The 20,417-nt window shown below is 29.5% G+C and carries 18 protein-coding genes; 4 read left to right on the forward strand and 14 right to left on the reverse strand.

Annotated elements, in window-relative coordinates; translation table 11 throughout:
• Positions 1-141: 141 nt before the first annotated feature.
• The 3 genes from CX675_RS02020 to CX675_RS02030 are packed head-to-tail and all read right to left on the reverse strand — an operon-like array spanning position 142 to position 2,177.
• Positions 142-1,020 carry a TraB/GumN family protein gene (locus tag CX675_RS02020; protein WP_130733550.1) on the reverse strand — a complete coding sequence of 293 codons (879 nt, stop codon included), beginning with the start codon at positions 1,018-1,020 and terminating at the stop codon, positions 142-144.
• Positions 1,021-1,036: 16 nt separating this feature from the next.
• Positions 1,037-1,678: a hypothetical protein gene (locus CX675_RS02025; RefSeq protein ID WP_130733551.1), complete on the reverse strand. Its 642-nt coding sequence runs from the start codon at positions 1,676-1,678 to the stop codon at positions 1,037-1,039.
• A 4-nt stretch (positions 1,679-1,682) separates the two neighbouring features.
• Entirely contained in the window at positions 1,683-2,177 is a 495-nt protein-coding gene (locus CX675_RS02030; protein WP_130733964.1) for an RNA polymerase sigma factor, read from the reverse strand.
• Between the two features lie 370 nt (positions 2,178-2,547).
• Here CX675_RS02030 and CX675_RS02035 point away from each other — a divergent pair, with 370 nt between their 5' ends.
• Positions 2,548-3,852 (forward strand): NAD(P)/FAD-dependent oxidoreductase, encoded by a 1,305-nt coding sequence (locus tag CX675_RS02035; RefSeq protein WP_130733552.1) that lies wholly within the window; start codon positions 2,548-2,550, stop codon positions 3,850-3,852.
• A gap of 459 nt (positions 3,853-4,311) precedes the next feature.
• On the opposite strand, the gene CX675_RS02040 is transcribed toward CX675_RS02035, so the two are convergent.
• Positions 4,312-5,379, reverse strand: a complete 1,068-nt coding sequence (locus CX675_RS02040) for a DUF3810 domain-containing protein (protein WP_130733553.1) — start codon at positions 5,377-5,379, stop codon at positions 4,312-4,314.
• Between the two features lie 98 nt (positions 5,380-5,477).
• On the opposite strand from CX675_RS02040, the gene CX675_RS02045 reads away from it, so the two are divergent.
• Positions 5,478-6,947: an aminoacyl-histidine dipeptidase gene (locus tag CX675_RS02045; protein WP_130733554.1), complete on the forward strand. Its 1,470-nt coding sequence runs from the start codon at positions 5,478-5,480 to the stop codon at positions 6,945-6,947.
• A 51-nt stretch (positions 6,948-6,998) separates the two neighbouring features.
• On the opposite strand, the gene CX675_RS02050 is transcribed toward CX675_RS02045, so the two are convergent.
• The gene (locus CX675_RS02050; RefSeq protein WP_130733555.1) at positions 6,999-7,238 is read right to left on the reverse strand and encodes a hypothetical protein; all 240 of its coding nucleotides are present in this window, start codon (positions 7,236-7,238) and stop codon (positions 6,999-7,001) included.
• Between the two features lie 96 nt (positions 7,239-7,334).
• Here CX675_RS02050 and CX675_RS02055 point away from each other — a divergent pair, with 96 nt between their 5' ends.
• Positions 7,335-8,375: a hypothetical protein gene (locus CX675_RS02055; RefSeq protein WP_130733556.1), complete on the forward strand. Its 1,041-nt coding sequence runs from the start codon at positions 7,335-7,337 to the stop codon at positions 8,373-8,375.
• Positions 8,338-10,578 (forward strand): hypothetical protein, encoded by a 2,241-nt coding sequence (locus CX675_RS02060; protein WP_130733557.1) that lies wholly within the window; start codon positions 8,338-8,340, stop codon positions 10,576-10,578. Before CX675_RS02055 ends, CX675_RS02060 begins: the two co-directional genes overlap by 38 nt.
• Position 10,579: 1 nt before the next feature.
• Here the strand turns inward: CX675_RS02060 and CX675_RS02065 are convergent, their stop codons facing one another.
• From CX675_RS02065 to CX675_RS02105, 9 genes are all read right to left on the reverse strand, one after another.
• Positions 10,580-11,683 (reverse strand): acyltransferase family protein, encoded by a 1,104-nt coding sequence (locus tag CX675_RS02065; protein WP_130733558.1) that lies wholly within the window; start codon positions 11,681-11,683, stop codon positions 10,580-10,582.
• A gap of 99 nt (positions 11,684-11,782) precedes the next feature.
• A complete protein-coding gene (locus tag CX675_RS02070) occupies positions 11,783-12,232 on the reverse strand; it encodes a Na(+)-translocating NADH-quinone reductase subunit F (RefSeq protein WP_130733559.1) in 450 nt (149 codons plus the stop codon).
• A gap of 50 nt (positions 12,233-12,282) precedes the next feature.
• A complete protein-coding gene (locus CX675_RS02075; protein ID WP_130733560.1) occupies positions 12,283-13,185 on the reverse strand; it encodes a GyrI-like domain-containing protein in 903 nt (300 codons plus the stop codon).
• Entirely contained in the window at positions 13,182-13,979 is a 798-nt protein-coding gene (locus CX675_RS02080) for an alpha/beta hydrolase (RefSeq protein ID WP_130733561.1), read from the reverse strand. Before CX675_RS02080 ends, CX675_RS02075 begins: the two co-directional genes overlap by 4 nt.
• A complete protein-coding gene (locus tag CX675_RS02085) occupies positions 13,979-15,091 on the reverse strand; it encodes a DUF748 domain-containing protein (protein ID WP_130733562.1) in 1,113 nt (370 codons plus the stop codon). Before CX675_RS02085 ends, CX675_RS02080 begins: the two co-directional genes overlap by 1 nt.
• A gap of 88 nt (positions 15,092-15,179) precedes the next feature.
• Positions 15,180-16,184 (reverse strand): DUF4421 family protein, encoded by a 1,005-nt coding sequence (locus tag CX675_RS02090; protein ID WP_165395957.1) that lies wholly within the window; start codon positions 16,182-16,184, stop codon positions 15,180-15,182.
• A 133-nt stretch (positions 16,185-16,317) separates the two neighbouring features.
• Entirely contained in the window at positions 16,318-17,427 is a 1,110-nt protein-coding gene (locus CX675_RS02095) for a PepSY domain-containing protein (protein ID WP_130733564.1), read from the reverse strand.
• Between the two features lie 59 nt (positions 17,428-17,486).
• A complete protein-coding gene (locus tag CX675_RS02100; protein ID WP_130733565.1) occupies positions 17,487-19,655 on the reverse strand; it encodes a TonB-dependent siderophore receptor in 2,169 nt (722 codons plus the stop codon).
• Positions 19,656-19,859: 204 nt separating this feature from the next.
• Complete coding sequence (locus tag CX675_RS02105) at positions 19,860-20,408, reverse strand: PepSY-associated TM helix domain-containing protein (protein WP_130733566.1); 549 nt, start codon at positions 20,406-20,408, stop codon at positions 19,860-19,862.
• Positions 20,409-20,417 lie beyond the last annotated feature (9 nt).

Here is a 20,417-nt window from a genome sequence, read left to right on the forward strand (position 1 = left end):
TTGTTAGAATTGGAATTTGAAAGACTTTTGAAATCGGGATATTCATCAAAGAAAGGTTTGGAAATTATATTAATAAAAGTTATGAGATAAAAAAAGAGGCAAATTTTGCCTCTAATCTAATTTCCTCTATTATCTATATTTTTATTTTACTGCTTCTACTTTATATCCTTTTTTTCTAAGTAACTTAATCACACCTTCTTCTCCTGCTAAATGAGCTGCTCCTACAGCAAAAAAAGTAGGTTTTAATTTTACTACTTTTTCAATAATTGGTATCCAATTCTTATTTCTTTTATTTAATAAATCATCAGTATATTCTGAAAACATTTTATTATTTGAGTCCTTTGATAAAGTAAGCATTTCTTCTATATTTTCACTTTTATAAATAGCTAGCATTTTTACCATTTCTTCTTTATCAGATGCTAAATTGTTTTTTGAAGCTTTTACTAATTCCTCTACTTGTACTTTATATGGAATTTTATCGAAAACATTGAATTGATCTTCTATTGTTTCTAGTCCATAAACTTCTTCATTTTGTTCTTTTGAAATTTTCATTAATTCAGCATCTACAGCTATCATTGGACAATCTAATAATTTTGGTAAATACATTGAACTTAAGGTAAATGGTTTGAAATTATCCATCATTTTTAAAGAAAAACCAATATTATCTTTTAAAAATTGATCAATCTGTTTTGATTCTTCTTCAGTAACCAATGAACTAATTGTTACTCCATCTTTCATCATTATTTTGGACATCATGGTAGCTTGAAGCGAAGGGTCGTCCATATCTATTTCTAGATAAAGCTGAGATGTTTTATCAAATGCACTTAAAACAGCTTCGTCTATGTTTGTTTCACAAACAGCATGCATAGTACCATACAAATAAGATGGTTTTTCAATACCATTTCCAGATATTTTCCATAATAATGTGTTCTCTAATTTTTGTGCATTGGCAATATAGCTCACAACCATTATAGCAAATAAAACCGAAAATTTAACTAAATTAACAATGATTTTAATCATGATTATTGAGATTAAGTTATAAATCTAATTTTTCTAATTCTTTGTAATTTTTATTTAAACGTTTTAATAAAATACCATAAAGTAATTTATAAAAAAGCCAAATAAGTGTAATGATAACCGCAACGGAAAGAATATATACAGCAAAAAGTACAAAATAAAATACATTTGGATTTACGTTTTGTGTTGCTTTTTCAATAACTTCATTTAAATTAGGATCATATTTAAATTGGAAAGTAAAAACTAATATGAAGGAAATAAATGACATCATTAAATTATACCATACATAATACTTTACCGTTTTTCTGGTTTTTATGATGGTTAACATTAGTTTTTTTACTGTTTCGGTGGTATTAATATTTTTAAAATTTTTATAAAATAAATAAATAAAGAAAATCAATATTCCATAGTTTATAATTGAAATAACTGGAATTATCTTATTTAAATGATATACCTCAAGTGTTTTAAAATAATTTTCATCGGTTGTTAAAAAACTTAAACTCAACCAAAAAACAATCTCTAAAATACTTATAATTAAAATCCACTTCACAATTGAAGACGATCTTTTGTGTAGCATCTTATAAATGTCTCTTTCTGTAAGTTGGTTAAAAGAATGTTCTTTCTTTTTCCAATCTTTTTTTAATATTTCTAATTCATCCATGTAACTACGGATTTAATATTTTTTTTAATTTTCCTTTTACTCTGTTCATTTTTACTCGGGCATTAACTTCGCTAATTCCTAGAGTTTCTGAAATCTCTGCATAATCTTTATCTTCGAGATATAAGAATATTAATGCTTTTTCAATATCGTTTAATTCACTTATGGCACTGTATAAAAGCTTTAGTTGTTCTTCTTCTTCATAATTATAATCCTCTTGTTTTACTTTATGAAAAGTACTGTCAAATTCAATAGTATTAACCGATTTTTTCTTTTTTCTATATAATGTTATAGCCGTGTTTAAGCCTACACGATATGCCCAAGTAGTAAATTTAGAATCACCTCTAAATTTGGGAAATGCTTTCCATAACTGAATGGTTATTTCCTGAAATAAATCGTTATGCGCATCCTCATCAGTAGTATATAACCGACAAATCTTGTGGATTATATTCTGATTTTCCTGCAACTGTTTTACAAAAATTTCTTCCGATGTTGGATTCATAGAACTATAAGTAGCCATTTCCTGCTATTCGTTACATTTTTTTTAATCCTTTTGTATTTTTCTAACAAGCACAAGAACTTCCTACGGTCGTTTTGTTCTTTTAACAAAAATAAGAAAAGGATTTCAAAAAGATTTCCACTACTATCAGGGCTAGAAATACAATATCAATAACAATATCAATAACAATAACAATATCAATAGCAATTTCAATAGCAATAGCAAAAAACAATAGCAATTTCAATTTTATAGGATTCATTCCAATACTTATAACTCTTTAATACATCAAACGACTTTATAAATGCCTTATGAATAGTATAAATTCAATGAATAAATCTGTATCTTTGATAATACTAAATTAAGTATCTCAAAAATGAATATACCTCGTAGTAGTTTTCCTAGAATTGTAATTATAGGTGGAGGATTTGCAGGCATCGCTTTAGCCAAAAGATTAAGAAATAAGAAAGTTCAAGTAGTATTATTAGATAAACATAATTATCACAATTTCCAACCTTTAATGTATCAAGTTGCGACTGGAGGATTAGAACCCGATTCTATCGCTTATCCCATTCGTAAAGTGGTGCAAGAACACAAAGATTTTTACTTTCGTTTAGCCGATGTTAAAGAAATTGATTCCAATAACAATAAAATCATTGCGGATATTGGTGAATTAAAATACGATTATCTCGTAATTGCTACCGGTTCAAAAACGAACTTTTTTGGAAATAAAGAAATGGAACGCAATTGTATGGCCATGAAGACCATTCCGCAATCGTTAAACATTCGTAGTCTTATTTTAGAAAACTTTGAACAGGCTTTATTAACTAATGATATTGATGAAAGACATAGTTTAATGAACTTTGTTTTAGTGGGTGGTGGACCAACAGGTGTAGAGCTGGCTGGTGCATTAGCAGAAATGAAAAAAGCCATTTTGCCTAAAGATTACCCCGACTTAGACATTAGAAAGATGGAAATTAACCTTATTCAAAGTGGAGACCGCATTTTGAACACCATGAGTAAAAAAGCATCTCTTAAAGCTGAAGAGTTTTTAATTAAGTTGGGCGTAAGTGTTTGGAAAAATGTACGTGTGACTGGGTATGACAGTAGAGTAGTTACAACTAATTCCGATTTAACTTTTGATAGTGCCACTGTAATTTGGACAGCTGGTGTGCAAGGTGCTTTGGTTAACGGGCTTAATATACATTCTTTAATAGCAAGAGCCGATCGTATTAAAGTTAATACTTATAATCAAGTGGAAGGGTATGATAACATTTTTGCTATTGGAGATATTGCCTCCATGTCTTTAGAAGAGTATCCACAAGGACACCCTATGATGGCACAACCTGCTATTCAGCAAGGGAAGCATTTGTCTGAAAATTTAGCCCGATTATTAGTAAAGAAAGAAATGAAACCTTTTATATATAAAGACAAAGGTTCTATGGCAACCATTGGTCGTAATAAAGCCGTTGTCGATTTACCGCATTATCATTTTTCTGGTGTTTTTGCTTGGTTTGTTTGGATGTTTGTACACCTTTTTTCTTTAATTGGTTTTAAAAACAAAGCCGTTGTCTTTTTAAATTGGGTCTATAATTATGTTCGTTTTGACAGAGAAGCTCGATTGATTATTCGACCTTATAAAAAGAAACAAATCGCGACTTTTACTACTGATGAGATTTAGTTTTTTATTTTCTATAATTAAACTATTTTCTTATTTATGAAAAGATGAACGAAATTATTTTGTGTTCTTTTTTTATTACTACTTTTAGCTTTACCACCTTTGGTCAATCCACAATTTGTAGTACTTATAAACAAGCTAGTTTCGATTCTGATTATTTAAAATATTTATGCTAGACTGAAGCAGTTTTAGAAGAAGCAGTAAGTAAAAATATTTAAAAAGATCAAGTTATTGTTCGTTTTTCTATAGGCGAAAATTGTAAAGTAGATGTGTTGGAAATAAAAAGAAAATTAATTGCCTTTAATAAATCAATAGATTAGAGTAAAGAAAAAATTATCGCTCATTTCCAATCCAAAATTGATTGTAAAAAATTACTAAAGGTAAATATGCAATAGCTTTTTATTTTAATATGGAATAATTTTTTATTGGATGTGATGCATTCAACCAACAACCAACCACTAATCACTCTTCACTAACCACTAATTTCTCATACCCAATCGTCAAGCCCACAAATTTACTATAACTTTCCAAACCGTCTTTTTGTTGGTTCATCTTTAAAAAGTTATCATAGAAATATTCAAAAAAGGTATCAATAGGAGTGTGGTAACTTTCCCAAAAAGCTTCGTTTTCATCAAAATTTTTAACAACACCCAGGTTTAGTTTTTCGAAGAAAGGTTTGCTTTTACCTTCTTTAATTTTTTCTAAATTTCCTAAACAATAGCGTGTGATAAAATTATAGGCAGAGTATTGAAAATAGACATCTTCATTTTTTATTGCAGCTAGAAAACCAATAAAATTACACTCACTTTCGCTTGCTATTCCAGTTTGATGTGCCATTTCATGACAGGTGGTCATTGGACAATTGTATTTAGGTTTTAAGGTATTTACCTGAGCTTCATTGGTAAATGGATTTAAATAACCACCAAAACCCATATAACTTAACGGATAACTTAATAAAGAACCTTTTATACTTTGCTGTTCATATTGAAACTCTTTTACATTTTCAGGTAAGTTTTGATACCCTTTTATCGCTAACGTAAAGATTTCAGCTTCTGTATATGGAATGGCTACAGCTAACGAATCAGTACCCGTAATTTTTTCTTGTAAAGTATTGGTTTTGAGAATCATTTTATCGGTGAAAGCTTCTAATTGTGCCAAGGTATATTCTTTTGGAATACCTAGTTTTTTGTTTAATGGAACCCGATAGTAATTCAAACCCCATAAAATATTGAAGAAGAAATAGAATATCGCAAACCAACTCATGATGGTTAATCCATTGGTTTTCCAATTTTTAAAAAATCCTTTTCTGTTTTTCCAAAACCATCTCACTAAAAAAAAGATGAGAATGAAATAAATGAGATCTCCAATAGAGAAAGGAATCCAACCCAAACTATTTCTGGAAATAAAGGCAATTTTTGGATACAAACCGTTACTGTACCATTTCTCAACTCCTTCTGGAAATAACGCAATTAGTTTTACAATAAGAATTTGTAGGAGTAAAGAAAGCGGTAGAATATATTTTTTCTTCAAAGCATAAATTTTAAATGTAAATATAATTAGAAATCATTTAGTAAAGCATTTAAACTTTGTAACTTTGGCATGTTAAAACCTTGAAATTATAAAATAACATGAGTCAAGAAGTAAGAAACTTAGAGCCTAAAGCACTTTGGAACAAATTTGCTGATCTAAATGCAGTACCCAGACCTTCAAAAAAAGAAGAGCGTGTCATTGCTTTTATTATGGACTTTGGAAAAAAGCTAGGCTTTGAAACCATAAAAGACCAAGTTGGAAATGTCATTATAAAAAAACCAGCCACTCCAGGAATGGAAAACAGAAAAACCATTGTCATGCAATCGCATTTAGATATGGTGCATCAAAAAAATAACGATACCGTTTTTGATTTTGATACTCAAGGTATAGAAATGTACGTTGATGGTGATTGGGTTCGTGCTAAAGGAACTACTTTAGGAGCTGATAACGGTTTAGGTGTAGCAACTATCATGGCTATTTTAGAAAGTAATGATATTAAACACCCAGCTATTGAAGCGTTATTTACTATAGATGAAGAAACAGGAATGACAGGTGCTATGGGCTTACAAGGCGGTATGCTTGAAGGTGAAATTTTACTAAACTTAGATACGGAAGAAGATGATGAAATTGATATTGGTTGTGCTGGTGGTGTAGATGTTACTGCTGTAGCAGAATACGATGAAGAAGACACTCCTGAAGGTTCGGTAGGATATACTATTACCGTAAAAGGATTACAAGGAGGTCATTCCGGTATGGATATTCATAAAGGATTAGGAAATGCAAACAAAATCATGAATCGCTTATTATTTGATGGTTTTGATAATTTTGGTTTACAAATTGCTTCTATTAAAGGAGGAAGTTTACGAAATGCAATTCCAAGAGAAAGTGTGGCTCAGGTAATTATTGCCAATGTATATGATGAAGCTTTCGTTTTTGATATGCAAGACATTATTTCGGAAATCAAAACAGAATTAAAAACTACTGAACCGAATTTACAAATTGTAATTGAAAAATCGGAAACTACTCCTACTAAGGTAATGCCTCCAATGGCACAATATTATTTAGTACGTGCTTTATACACCGCACATAACGGTGTGTATAGAATGAGTGCAGATTTTGATAATTTAGTAGAAACGTCAAACAATATTGCCAAAGTAACTGTAGGTGAAGGAAAATTAAACATTCAGTGTTTGACTCGCTCTTCTGTTGAAACGGCTAAGTTTGATTTGGCAAATGCGTTGCGTTCTGCTTTTGAATTAATGGGATGCGAAGTAGACTTTTCAGGAAGTTATCCGGGTTGGACACCAAATGCTAATTCTGAAATTTTAGATGTGCTAACCACTATTTATGAAAAGCAAAATGGAAGTAAAGCCAATGTGGTGGCTTGTCATGCTGGATTAGAATGTGGTATTTTAGGAACGAATTATCCTGATATGGATATGATTTCTTTTGGACCAACTATTCATGGTGCACACAGTCCAGATGAAAGAGCAAGTATTTCTTCTGCTCAAAAATATTGGAAATTTGTGTTGGAAATTTTAGAAAATATTCCAGTGAAAAGTAATTAGTCTAAAGTAATAGTGAATAGTAAAAACCTCGTTTATTTAAAACGAGGTTTTTTATTCTAACATATTTAATAAATAATTTCTGTTTTCTTGAGATAAAATGGTTTTTAAATCTTTACTAGTTGTATCAGACGTGTTTTTTCTTAAATTTTCTACTAATGCATTTAATAAGATGGTTATACCAACGGTATCAAATTGCCCAACATTTTCAGTTGAATACCAATGGATACAATTTTTTAAGTGATTTTCTAAGTCTTCAAATGATGTAAAAGTAATTTTTTCTTTAAAATCCATTTTTTTATTAATTTAAGCTTTAAATTTAGTTAAATATGGCAAGAATTACATAATTTTATTGAGAATTTCCGTTGGTATTAAAAAGGCTCTCTCTTCATGAAAAAATGGCTATTATCTATTCTAATTTTATTGTTTTTACAATCTTGCTCAGATACAAATAAGATAAAAAATGTAACACCAGCATTTTATTATTGGAAAACTTCTGAGTGGAGATTAGATGATAATTTAATGAATATTTTAAAAAATGCTCAAGTAAAAAAAGTATATGCGAAATTTTTTGAAGTTTCACATGATGAATTAATGGGTAATATTCCTATTTCAAAAAATAGTATTCGTTTTAACAATTTAAATGTTGAATTTATACCAACAGTTTTTATAAACAATGATGTTTTTCTAAAAAGTTCTGAGAAGGAATTAGATGTATTGGCTGATAATATTAACTTTTTAATTACTAAAATGCTATCCAATGATTATTCAGAAGATGATTATTTCAATGCAAAATCTTGCAAGGAATTTCAAATTGATTGTGATTGGACATTAAAATCTAGAAATAATTATTTTTATTTTTTGAAGAAAATTAAAGAAATTTCCAAAAAAGAAATTAGTTGCACACTACGCTTATATCCTTATAAGTATCCTGATAAGATGGGAATTCCTCCAGTTGATAAGGCTACATTAATGTGTTATAATTTATTAAATCCATTATCAAGTCCTAAACAAAATTCAATTTTAGATGTAAAAGAACTATCAAGCTACTTAAAAGGAACAAAACAATATCCTTTGCATTTAGATATCGCTTTGCCTATTTATTCATGGATGCAATTATATCAAAACAATCAATTTCAGAAAGTCATTTATGAAGATCATGAAGAGGTCATGAAAAATTTAAAAAAAATTGACAATTTATGGTATGAAGTAATTAATGATTTTACTGCAAGTGAAACTTATTTCAGAATTGGTGATAAAATTAAGTTTGAAGAAATAGATCAAAAATTGGTACATCAAACAATAGATCTATTAAAAAGAAATGTAAAATTTGATAATGAAACTACCATTTCTTTATTTCATTTAGATAATTCTCAATTGAAAAAATATACTGATGAAGAAATTTCTAGTTTTTATACTGCTTTTAATTAATAATTTTTATTCTTTTTCTTGTGGGTTTTATCCTTACGGAGAAGAAATAAGAATGTATTTTTTAAATCCGTCTCATTTTAATTGCTCTACTTTTAATGGTTTTCATTATTCTTCTAAGTCTTTTTCATTAGAATATCCTTATGCAAAAAATGAAATTGCGCCAAATGACCAACTATGGTTTAACTATTGTTTAGGAAGAGTGCCAATTCAAGCAATTGAAGACGCAGTTTATACAATACCTATTGAACTTTTTAATGAAAGGAATCAAAATAAAATGATTCAATTTCTTTATGAAAGTAAAGATTTAGATGCTATTAACTATTTAAAATTTGCCAAATCTTGTGAAGCAGGAAATATGTATCTAAATGATCCTTGGGAGAGAAATGCTGTTTTTGAAAAAGATAAAATGATTAATAAGATAAATGAAGCAATATTTTTTTCTAACAATGTCAAAAACAAGGAGCTAGCCTTTCGTTATCAATTCTTAGCTATTCGTCTCGCTTTTTATGCTGGTGAGAGAACAAAAGTGATTTCTATTTTTGAATCATTACCACAACTTAATAAACCAACTATTTTAGATTATTGGTGCTTATATTTTAGAACTTTAGTGGAAGAAAATAAGGCGTTGCAAAGTTTTTATGCCGCTCAAGTATTTGCAAACGCTCCAGAAAAAAGATTCGCAATACATCGTAGTTTTGATAAAAAGCTTCCATTAGAAGTCATATTAAAATATGCAAAAAATGATGAAGAGAAAGCTAATGTTTATGCTTTAGCTGCTATGAAGAAAGTGGATAAATCTTTGGATTATATTAAAAAGGCATTTGAATTAAATTCTAATGCTATATTTAATACTTTTATATTAATAAGAGAAATCAATAAAATTGAAGATTGGGTCTTTACACCTTATTACACTACTTTTTTTCCATCTTTAGAAAAGAATCCTTTTCAATGGGATGATAATTTAAAATTTTCTTACTCTATTTTAGAGAAAAGAATACAATCGGATAGATTATATGCTAAGGAAGTACTTCAATTTTTAAATTCATTGCCTTTTAAAAATCCACAAATTGAAGTTTGTAAAGCACATTTGGCTTTTATTTCAAAAGAGTATCAAGAGTGTAATAAAATAATTGCAAATGTAGAAAATCAAATACAAAAAGATGAAAAGCTTACTAGCGAACTTCAATTGATAAAAGCTTTGAATGAGATAGTGAGTCAAAAAAATGGAAATGCTACAATTTCAAAAGATATACAAGAAATACTATTACAAAATAAAGACAATGATAGATTTTTGTTTGCCATTGCTAGAGAATTAGAATTTTTAGGAAATACTACTGATGCCGCATTTCTTTTATCAAAAATTAATTATAATAGTAATTTTGAAGAAGGGTATTATAATGGTAGTTTTTTAACTTGGAAATCACGTGCTCATAAGAAAGGTTCTTACAGAGATTATTTCGATGATTACTTTGGATATTTAGATATTATATATACACCACAACAACTAGAAGTGATTATTAAAACTGCTTCAGAAAATAATACTAATTCTATTTTTATTAACTGGATGAAAGATCGAATTATTAAAGAAATGCCTAAATTATATGATTTACTAGGAACCAAATATATTAGGCAAAATAATTTAGAAAAAGCATTAGCATGTTTTCAAAAAATTGATGAAAAATATTGGATCACAAATTATTCCTTATGGGGTGATGATTATATTGCATATGATAAAATATTTGATAAAAACCCATTTTTTACATTTAAAAACACACCAGAATTTATACCCGAGAAGGAAGATTTTTATTTAACCAAAAAATCGGTAACGGAAAGATTGATTTACTATTTAGAAAAAGCCAATAATCCAAACGAAAGCGAAAGAGATTTTTATTACTTCTTAGTAGCAAATTGCTATAGGAATATGATAAAATATGGGAATGTTTGGATGATGAGGCGATTTGGAACCTCAAGCTATGATGTAGCACCATTTCCTGAAGATGAAGCCGAGTTTCAAAATGGTTATCTGTCTAAAAAGTATTATAAATTGGCCTATAAATATTCAAATTCAGAAAAATTTAAAGCTTTATGTTTATGGTTAGCTGAAGATTATAAACAATTAAAAAATAAATTTGAAAATGAGTATTACGATCTTTCTGATAGAAATTGCACAGCTTTTGAAGATTATTTTAATTCCAGAAAATAGCTTACACCTTAATAAAAATCTTCTTTTTATATAAAAAGTATAAGAAGAACCATTCTACAATAAGTAATCCGAGGGTTAGAATAATGGGTTGGTAGTTTCCAAATAACGAAGCAATTCCGCCAAAAATAAAATTAGAGGTAGCTTGAAAATGGATCATTGCCACAGCCATATAAATAGCAATTGAGTTTAAACCAATGACTCTGAAAGCAAAGGTCCATTTTTGGTATTTCCAAACATCGATAACCAAATAGAATAGTGCTAACAAAATAAAACTGATACCGCCAGTTAACAAATTAAAAGTAGATGTCCAAATCGATTTGATAATAGGGTAAACATTTTGTAACAGTAAAGCCAATCCAATTAAAGCCAGTCCGGTTATAATGAATAATTGCACTTTTTTATAAGGAGTAAAAGAATGGGAACGCAAAATAATGCCAGCTAAAGTTCCCATTAAGGTAATGGCAGAAGCCGAAATAATACATAAAAGACCTTCTGGGTCAAATACGATTCCATATAATTTTCCAGGAAGTAATAACCGATCTAGATAGCTGTTTATACTTCCTTCAGGCGTTAAATTTCCTGCTCCAAAATTTGGTACTGGAACAACCAATTGTAAAATTGCATAACCGACTAAAATTCCGATGACCCAAAAAAGTAAGGTTTTAAAATTTTTAAAATGTATCGAGATGAAAGCTGCTATAGCATAAGCAATGCCGATTTGTCCTAAAACACTCGCTATTCGTAATGTATCGAATTGAAAATTCAAACCACCATTGTAAATGATTCCTAATAAGATAAGAATGAAAGCTCTTTTTAGAATTTTGGGATACAATTCTTTTGTCGTTTTTCCTTTTTCTAACTGACTGAATAACGCATAAGGAATAGCTACTCCTGAGATAAACATAAACAAAGGAAAGATCAAGTCGTAAGCATAAAATCCTTCCCATACTGCATGATCCATTTGTCTCGCAAAAAAGTCTGCCCAAGCCCAATTGGTTTCTTGTCCTAAAGCTTTAAAAAGCAAATCACCGCCAATGATCCAAAACATATCAAATCCTCTCAAAGTATCTAAAGCTAAAAGTCGTGGTTTAGAAGTATCGTTCATCGTTTGTTTGTTTGTTTGTTTGTTTGTTAAAGTAAATATAAAAAAACACCAATGTCTTGATGCATGGTGTTTTAGATTCTTTTAAAGTTATTGATAAACTTATACGATAGCCACTGCTTTTTCAGTAGTATTATGGTATTCAAATAATTGAGAACAATCCATTACATTTGGAATACGATCCAATGCACAAAGTTGGGCAACAACAGCTTCTAAACCTTTAAATAGCTTGTCTTTTGAAAGTGTTTTGCTAGTTTTACGATTCAATTGTAAAGGTAAAGTATAACCACAATGGATTAAAAAAGCCATTTCAATTTGTAATAATTCAAGTGGTGTGTATCCATTAAAACGTTTGCCTAATCTTTGATTTACTAAGCCTACATAGTTGAGTTGTAGGGAACCATGTTCATCTGATAAATGTTTCCAAGAATCTTTATTATCCAAAATGTTACCTACTGCACATTGTGTACACGATTCGGGATGCAAGGTGTTATTATGAAAAGCTTGATATAGTTTTTTTACAGCAGTATCAAATCGTTTTGTAGTTTCCATAAGCTAAATTTTGTAAGTTAAAGATACTAAAAATTTAGTTTTGTAACTAGTTATTCAACAGGAATACACAAATCGATAATCGCTTTTTTTTCAGGATGCTTATTGAAATCATTATGATATACTTCAAACGGATTGTGATCTGCTTTTTTATAGCTATTTTCATTCATCCATATAAATAAACCTGTCCAAGCTTTTTCTAAATCTTCAATTAACAATTCATAACGACCTACAATATACTTTCCTTTTGGTAAGTTTCCTATACTAATTTCTCCATTAACAGCAATAGTTTCGGGTAAAGTAACCCCAATACTCATGCGTACTTTATCTGAAGCTGTAATTTTAAAACTATCATGAAAAACACGAATGATTTTAGAATTGTTATTTTCTAAAATTTGTTTTGGTGTACACCATTGAATAATTTTTTGAAAGGCTTTTTCTAATTCTTCTATACCTATATGAGAAACATAAGCATAAGGTTGAGCATTTAGTTCTTTAATTTCAATTTTTGCATGCATAGTCGTAAAATTTTTAAGATGAATAAGGTTACAAATGTAGGTTTCATAATTCTCCATTTGTTGACTATTCTTGCTATCTATTTGACTTATCTTGCTAAATTTATGAGGATGTGTTTTTCTAAAATCGGAAGGATTTTGATGGTAATAATTTTTAAAAGTTCTGGTAAAAACAGCATTACTTGTAAACCCCAATTGATGAACAATAGTAGTAACACTAAGTTCTCTTTTATGTACTAATAAAGAAGCTGCTTTTTCAATTTTTCTACGAATGATGTAATTGTTCAGCGTTTCATTGGTAATCATTTTAAAAATGCGATGAAAATGAAAAGGGGAATAATAAGCTATTTGCGCTACTGTTTCTAACGACAATTCGGAATCCAAATTGGCATCAATAAATTCAAAAACGGTATTTATTCTTTTTTGATATTCTTCTGTCATTGTAGTATTTTTTCAATTTCAGATTGATACATACTATTTTCATTCATCCCATTGTGTCCAAGGTAATTTATTAAAATGAGTTGGGAAACACCCATACATTCTTCTTTTAATTTTTGCGAGGATTGAAAAGGAATAATAGTGTCTTCTTTTCCATGAAAAAGATATACTGGACAACGACAAGTCTTTAAATACTCATTGTTCTCTAATTTATACTTTAAAATAAAGCTAGGAATAAAAGGCATCTTTTGTTGCATCATAGTAGTGAGATTATAATAGGGAGCTTGTAAAATGAGTTTTTTAGGATGATTTGTTGCTGCTAAATAAGAAGCAATACCCGAACCGATAGAATCCCCTGTAATAATAATTTTATTTTCATTATATTCTTGTTTCATTTTTTGATAAGCTAAAGTAGCGTCGTCAAATAATTGTTGTTGACTTTTAATTTTTCCTTCACTTTTGCCATAACCACGATAATCTAAAATAAAAACATCATAGTGTAAACGAGTGTACGTTTCAGCTGTAAAACCCCACGAATTCAAATTGCCTGCATTACCGTGTAAATAGAAGATAAGTCCTTTTAGATTTTCGGATTTAAAAAGTAGGCCATTTAATTTTTTACCATCTGGAGTAATAAAGTTTCTTTCTTCAAATGACTGTTTAAATTTAAACTGAAAGTTCGGATTTAATTTTGTAGGTAAAAAGATAATTTTTTCCTGATAAAAATATAAAATACCACAGAGTAGTATATAAAGTATAATAATAATTTTAAAAAAGTTAAAGAGGAGTTTCGTCATTATTTTTCTTTTCTTTTTTTAGCTTCCTCTTTTGCCTCTTGAAAGGCATCTTTAAATTCGACATCATTATCTACTTGTCTAGTAAAAGCTTCAATCCATGCATTTTGAAATATATGAATCACGGTGGGCCAAACACCAGCTTTAACATTATTTAAATTACCTTCAATAGGAACTTTAGTTGCTAATGTATTAGTTTTTTGATTTTTAAGGACAAATTTAAAGAAACCCACAAAACCTTCCCATAGTTTTTCAAAAAATCCATCTTCTTTGCCTATTAGTTTAGAATCTTTTAAAAGAGGTTTTATATAGCCTTTTAAATAGCCGTCAGCAATAGCCACTTCACTATATAATTCAAAAGTACCCTTTTCAAAATCGATACCAGCATAGTGATTTGACAAATCATTTAAGGCTGTTGCATTAGCAGATTGAAGTGAAAATGTAAGATCCATATCAGGAATTTCTTTAATTAAGTTAATAGTACCTTCTAAAGTCATTTTTCCGTTTCCTACTGATATGCCAGTAGCATGAAAAGGAGAAGGTAAGGTACGAGATTTGGCAACTACATTTCTAAGATTATCGGCATATAATTCAATTTTTTCAATATGTAAATCAATATCAGGACTGGCTTGTATTTGTACAAAAGCAACTTTTCCATTGTGAATTTCAAAATGGTTAATATCAATAGGAATAATTTCAGTTAAAGCTTTAGTCCAATCGTCTACATCTGGTGCTTTACCTTTGGTTTGTTGATCTTCAAATACATATATCACATCGGGATGAAACAGAATTACTTCACTTACAATTTTTCCTTTAAAGAGAGATTTCCATTCGATTGAAATATCGCTTTTTGGGAACTTTAAAAATGGAATTTGCGTTTTAGCATTTACTTTATTTAAGTACATTCCTTTAATAACATAAGCGCCTCTAATTAAGGCAATATCTATATCTTCAACAGCACCATAATAACCAGGAATATCAGCTAAGGTTTTATTTATTTGGTTTTTGACCAAAGTAGGTAAGTAGATTCTAAAAATAATAAGACCTAATAATAATATAGCGATAAAAACATACCGTTTCTTTTTATAAAATGCTATTTTTTTCTTGTCTATCATAGTATAAAAGTACTTTGAAAATAGCGAAGAATAGTTATATTTTTTTTTGGAAATGTTATATAATTTTTTGGGTAGCATACTAGCAACCCTATTTTTTGTTTTTCTTTTTTAATGTTATTTTATCTACAAATTGAACTACTGGTTTTGGAGGATTAAATCGATAACCAATGTAAAAAAGTAAATAACTTTTTCCTTGACTTACTGTTTCGGTATTATTTTCTTTGTAGGCATTGACAGAAAAATTTAATTTGGTACCAAAAATAAAATGATCGGAACTATATCCTAATTGCAATCCGCCATCTAAAAATTGAGTAGCATAAGTATTTTTAGAAATTGTTTTTTCATTTGAAGAGATAGTTGTATTTTTCGAAAAGCGAACACCAGCACCTGGAGCTAAATAAGCAGAAGCAAAACCTTTTTTTCGAATTACCAAAGTATAATAGTACCCTAATGCCAATCGAATGTTAAAAAAATCTTCGGCTAATTTTGTGGTTTCAAGTTGTAATGAAGTTCGGTTATAATCATAATACAAAGTAGGGACAAAGCTACCTGCGCTTTTTTGTTGCCATTCCGATTGAAAAAGGACATTTCGATAGGAAAACTTTGGATTAAAAACATAACTTGTATGGGAACCTATGGTAAGGTATTTTAAATCTGAAAATTGTAAATAAGGGTCTAGATTTTCAGTCCAATTAGGAATATAATCTTGCGTATTTTCAATATAAAATCCTTTCACTTTAACATATTCAAAACCTTGGACCCATTTGCCCAAGAAAAAACGGAATTTATAATTTGTATACGAAGATTTCCCTTTTAAATAATCGTCTGTATTATCTGAAAAAAAATGAGGAGCAAAACCAATGCTTCCTCCAATAAATTTATAATCTAAAGATAAAAAGAGTTTAAAACTATTGTTAGATTGTAGTGTAAGTTGACTATTGTCTTCCGTATTTTTTAGTGAAAATAGGTCTTCTTGAGTATCTACATTTATTCGTATTGAAATTTTATCAGGAAACGATTTTATATAAGTAGAATCGATTGCTTTTTTTTCTTGAGCAGTTACATTGGAACAGAAACACCAAATAAATAACAATATGACATTTTTATAAAACAAATCCTGTAAATTCTTAGTTACTCAAAGATATAAAATATTGAATTACTGTACTTACAGGATTTTTTTAATACAAATAGATTGTTTACTGTTTTTAAAATAACAAAAAACAATTTTATTTATTTCTTTTCCCCCACCAAATCATAAAACCCGTAATTGGTAAACTAGCAATTAACAAACTGATTAAAAAAGCAAATATTTTTCCAGGTAATCCAATGATTGCACCTGTATGAATGTCATAGTTCATTCTCATGATTTTATCTGAAATAGTTGCGTTTTTAAGTTTTCCGTAAATATGTTCCACTTCTTTTTCTTCTAAAGTGTAAGGGTCAAAATAACGGTAATCAGTTTGCCAATAGGTTCCTTGTCCTACATTGGCATTAGCCGCAATAGGCGCTTCATTTGTTTCTGGAGGATGTACCTCAATAGCAGAGGCATTGGGATATTCTTCAACCATTTTTAGCCAAACTTTATCCAAAGGATTTTCAATGACTAAAGGGGATTCAGATATTGAAGCTACTGGCTCAGCATAAAGTAATGATTTCTCTCCACCAATAACCGTATAATAAGAGTAGGCAAACCAAGGAAAACCCCAAACTAAACCTGTAATAGCAAAAATTAAGGCAATCGATAACACATAAAAACCAGTAATGTTGTGTAGATCATAATTTTTGCGTTTCCATTTGGTCGTATTTTTCCAACGAAACCAAAAACGTTGTTTGGCTGCTTTTTTATTTTTGGGAAACCAGAGTATAAATCCAGAAATAATAAGTAAGACAAAAATTAAGGTCGCAGAAGCAATTACTGTTTGTCCGATTTTCTCAGGTAACCAAAGATAAAAATGACCATCCAGAATAAATCTGAAAAAACCAGAGAGTTCATTTACCGTTCGAATTACTTCGCCATTGTATGGATTAACATAACAGATATCATAATACAACGGATTTGCGTTATAAAAAATTACTTCAGCAGCTTCTTCTTTTCCTCTATACTGAATGGCATGAATGTGCTTGTTGGGCAATTGTTGTTGGCCAATAGTTTTTAATTGTGTAGGTAGTACAAAATCGTGTTCTTGTTTTTCTACTTTTTTATAGGTTTCTGTTAGCTCTAAAATTTCTTCTTGAAAAGCATAAATACAACCCGTTATTGCCACAATAAAAACAATGATTCCAGATGCCAATCCCAACCAGAGATGTATTTTTCGAATACTTTTTTTAAAATTCATAATTTTTTGTTCAAAATCTAAGACGTTTCTTGTAATGAGAAACGTCTTAGAAATTACTATTAAAATTTATAGGTTAAACCAGCAACCACATTTCGTAGTTGTTGAGGTGTTACTGTAGACCAACCTGCGTAATACTTTTCATTCAATAGATTATTTACTTTTAGTGCAAAGTTGAAGTTTTCTGTGTTATATGATAATGCACCATTTAAAACAGTGTAAGAAGGAATCTCAAAAGTACCAATATTAGCTCTGTTTAAGGTTTTATAGACACTCGCATAGTTTCCACCAAAGCCTAACCCAAAACCTTTTAATGAACCTTGTGTAAATGTATAATTAGCCCATAAATTAATTAATGTTTCAGGACCTGCTTCTTCTGGTCTTAAGCCTAAATAACCAGCACCAGGTGTTTCTTCAGTCACTTCACTTTTGTTATTACTTATTCCCGTGATAATATTTAAACCTTTGGTAGGATTTAAAACAAAGCTCAGCTCTACACCTTTGCTTTCCACTTTGCCACCTTGTGTAAAACTATTTGGGTTATTAGGATCAGCCATTAAAATATTTTGAACAGTAATATCGTAATAACTTATAGAAGCTGTTAAAATATCTTTAAATAAATTAGTTTTTACACCAAATTCTAATTGATTAGCATGTTCTGGATCATAAGAGGCAATTCTTTGGTTACTGCCATCCACATTAGCTACAGTTTGAGGTGTAATATTTTTAAAACCATTCATATAATTTCCAAAAACAGAAACCTTATTTTCCACAATTTGGTACACCACACCAAATTTAGGCGATAAAAAAGTTTGGTTGTCAATTTCTTCCGTATCATATTGTGAAGGTTTTCCGCCAAAGTTATCCAAACGTAAACTAGTCATTACGGATAATTTATCAGTTATATTTAAAACATTTGAAAAATAAGCGCTGAAAATCTCTTGTGTTGCTTCAGAATTTGGGCTAAAGGAACCAGATAAGGCATTATCAACACCTGCTTGTGTTAGAACCGTAGGATCAGTACCATTTAAATCGGTACCATTCACTAAAGAAACTATTCCGTAACTTACCCATCCTGGACCACCATTAGTTAGTCTTGAATTAAAATAATCTAAGCCAACAGTTAGTCTGTTTCGTAAAGAACCAATTTTAAAGTCGCCTATAAAATTTTGTTGGATATCGGTAGTATAATTGGTACCAATCGCTTTAGAAATAAAACGTGTAAATTCATCGCCATTAGCCGAATCCCATAAATATTGATAATACCCATTTGTTTTAGTGGTACTTTTTGATAACACCGTTTGAGACGTCCATTTGTCAGATAATGTATAGAAGGCTTGTGCTTGTAGATTAAATGAATTGGTGTTTATGGTTAAGTCATTTGCTGTAAATGATTTTTTATAATTTTTTTCAAATAAATCCATTGAATCGAACGAAAGAGGAGAATATCTACTTAAGAAAATCATAGCAGCTTTAGCAGATGTGTTTTTATAGATTTCTGTATTTATATAGAAAGTTAGCTTGTCATTTACCTGATATTTTAAAGAAGGTGCTACAAATAAAGAATTGGTAAAACCAGCATCTTGAAATGATTCTCCATTTTCATAAGCCGCATTTACTCTTACCGCAGCTTTATCATTTACAGGAAGATTGATATCTGTTGTAACTCTGTTTAAGCCATAAGTTCCAGTATTATAGCTAATTTCACCACCAAATTTATAATATGGTTTTTTGGTAACAATATTAATTAAACCACCATAAGAAATAACACTACTTCCAAATAATGTTCCTGAAGGACCTTTAATTACTTCAATATTATCGATATTAATTGGGTCGATAGTTGTATTACTTAAAGCAGGTAATCCATTTATCATTGATGGTTGTACAGCAAATCCACGCATAGAGTAAAATTCGGCACCATCTCCGTTTCTACCTGTAGATTCCCAAAGTCTTGTTACGCCTGTAGCATTTTTTAAAGCATCGTTAAGGGTAGTAACCACTTGTTCTTTTAATAATTCATTGGTAACTAAATTATACACTTGTGGATTCTCTATGTTTTTAAGTGGCATTTTAGCAACAGTATTGCTTTTTTCTCGGCTGTATTTATAATTGCTGGTAACAGTAACTTCTTTTAATTTTTTAACAGTGTCCTTTTGTGTTTCATTGGTTTCTTGACCGAAGATTGAAAAGGAAGAAAAAATCAAAATAGCGGGTAAAAGTTTTTTGTACATTTTATTTAGATTGAATTAAAATAATGATGCAAAAATAAGTTTGTTTACAGAATTATGCAAAATTTATTTAGACTTATTTAATTTAAAAATATAACATTTAGTACTTCTAATGTTTTATTTTTTTGAGAAAAAATGACTATTGTATCAAAAAAAAAAATCCTCAATAAGTAATACTCATTGAGGATTAGGGTTTTATATTTGTTTTTAAGAGAAAATTAAAAACAAGATAGGGAAGAGCAGCCCAGCAAGAGCTAATTTCCATCCTCTTCTTTTAAAAGTATGCTTACCATGCTTAATCATCATAGCACCAGTAACGGCTATTACTATTAAAGATATTCCAAATATATCAGAGAAATAAATCCACCAATTAGAAGTGTTTTTGTGTAAAAACATCGATTGACTAATTAAGGGTGTTTTGATAAAAGAAACAATCTCACCATCACCAGATTTTAAGTCAATTTCGACTTCTGTGTTTTCAAATTGCATTCTAAATTTACCTTTACGAACATTATGTCTTCTAATTTTATCCTCAATTTTTAATTCTTTAGCCAAATTTTCAGCATAGGTATCGTTGATGTCTTTTTCGTTTTCAGGAAGCGTAATATGAATTTCTTTGGCTTCTAAAGTATATTTTTCTGGATGCCAATGTTCTCTATGATTCATCATAATTCCAGAAAAGGCAAAGGAAATAATTAAACCAAGATAAATATATCCTAAATCTCTGTGAAGGTTTCTAACAGTAGCTTGTTTCATTTCTAATTA

It is taken from the genome of Flavobacterium sp. J27 (assembly GCF_004303025.1).
Classification (GTDB): domain Bacteria; phylum Bacteroidota; class Bacteroidia; order Flavobacteriales; family Flavobacteriaceae; genus Flavobacterium.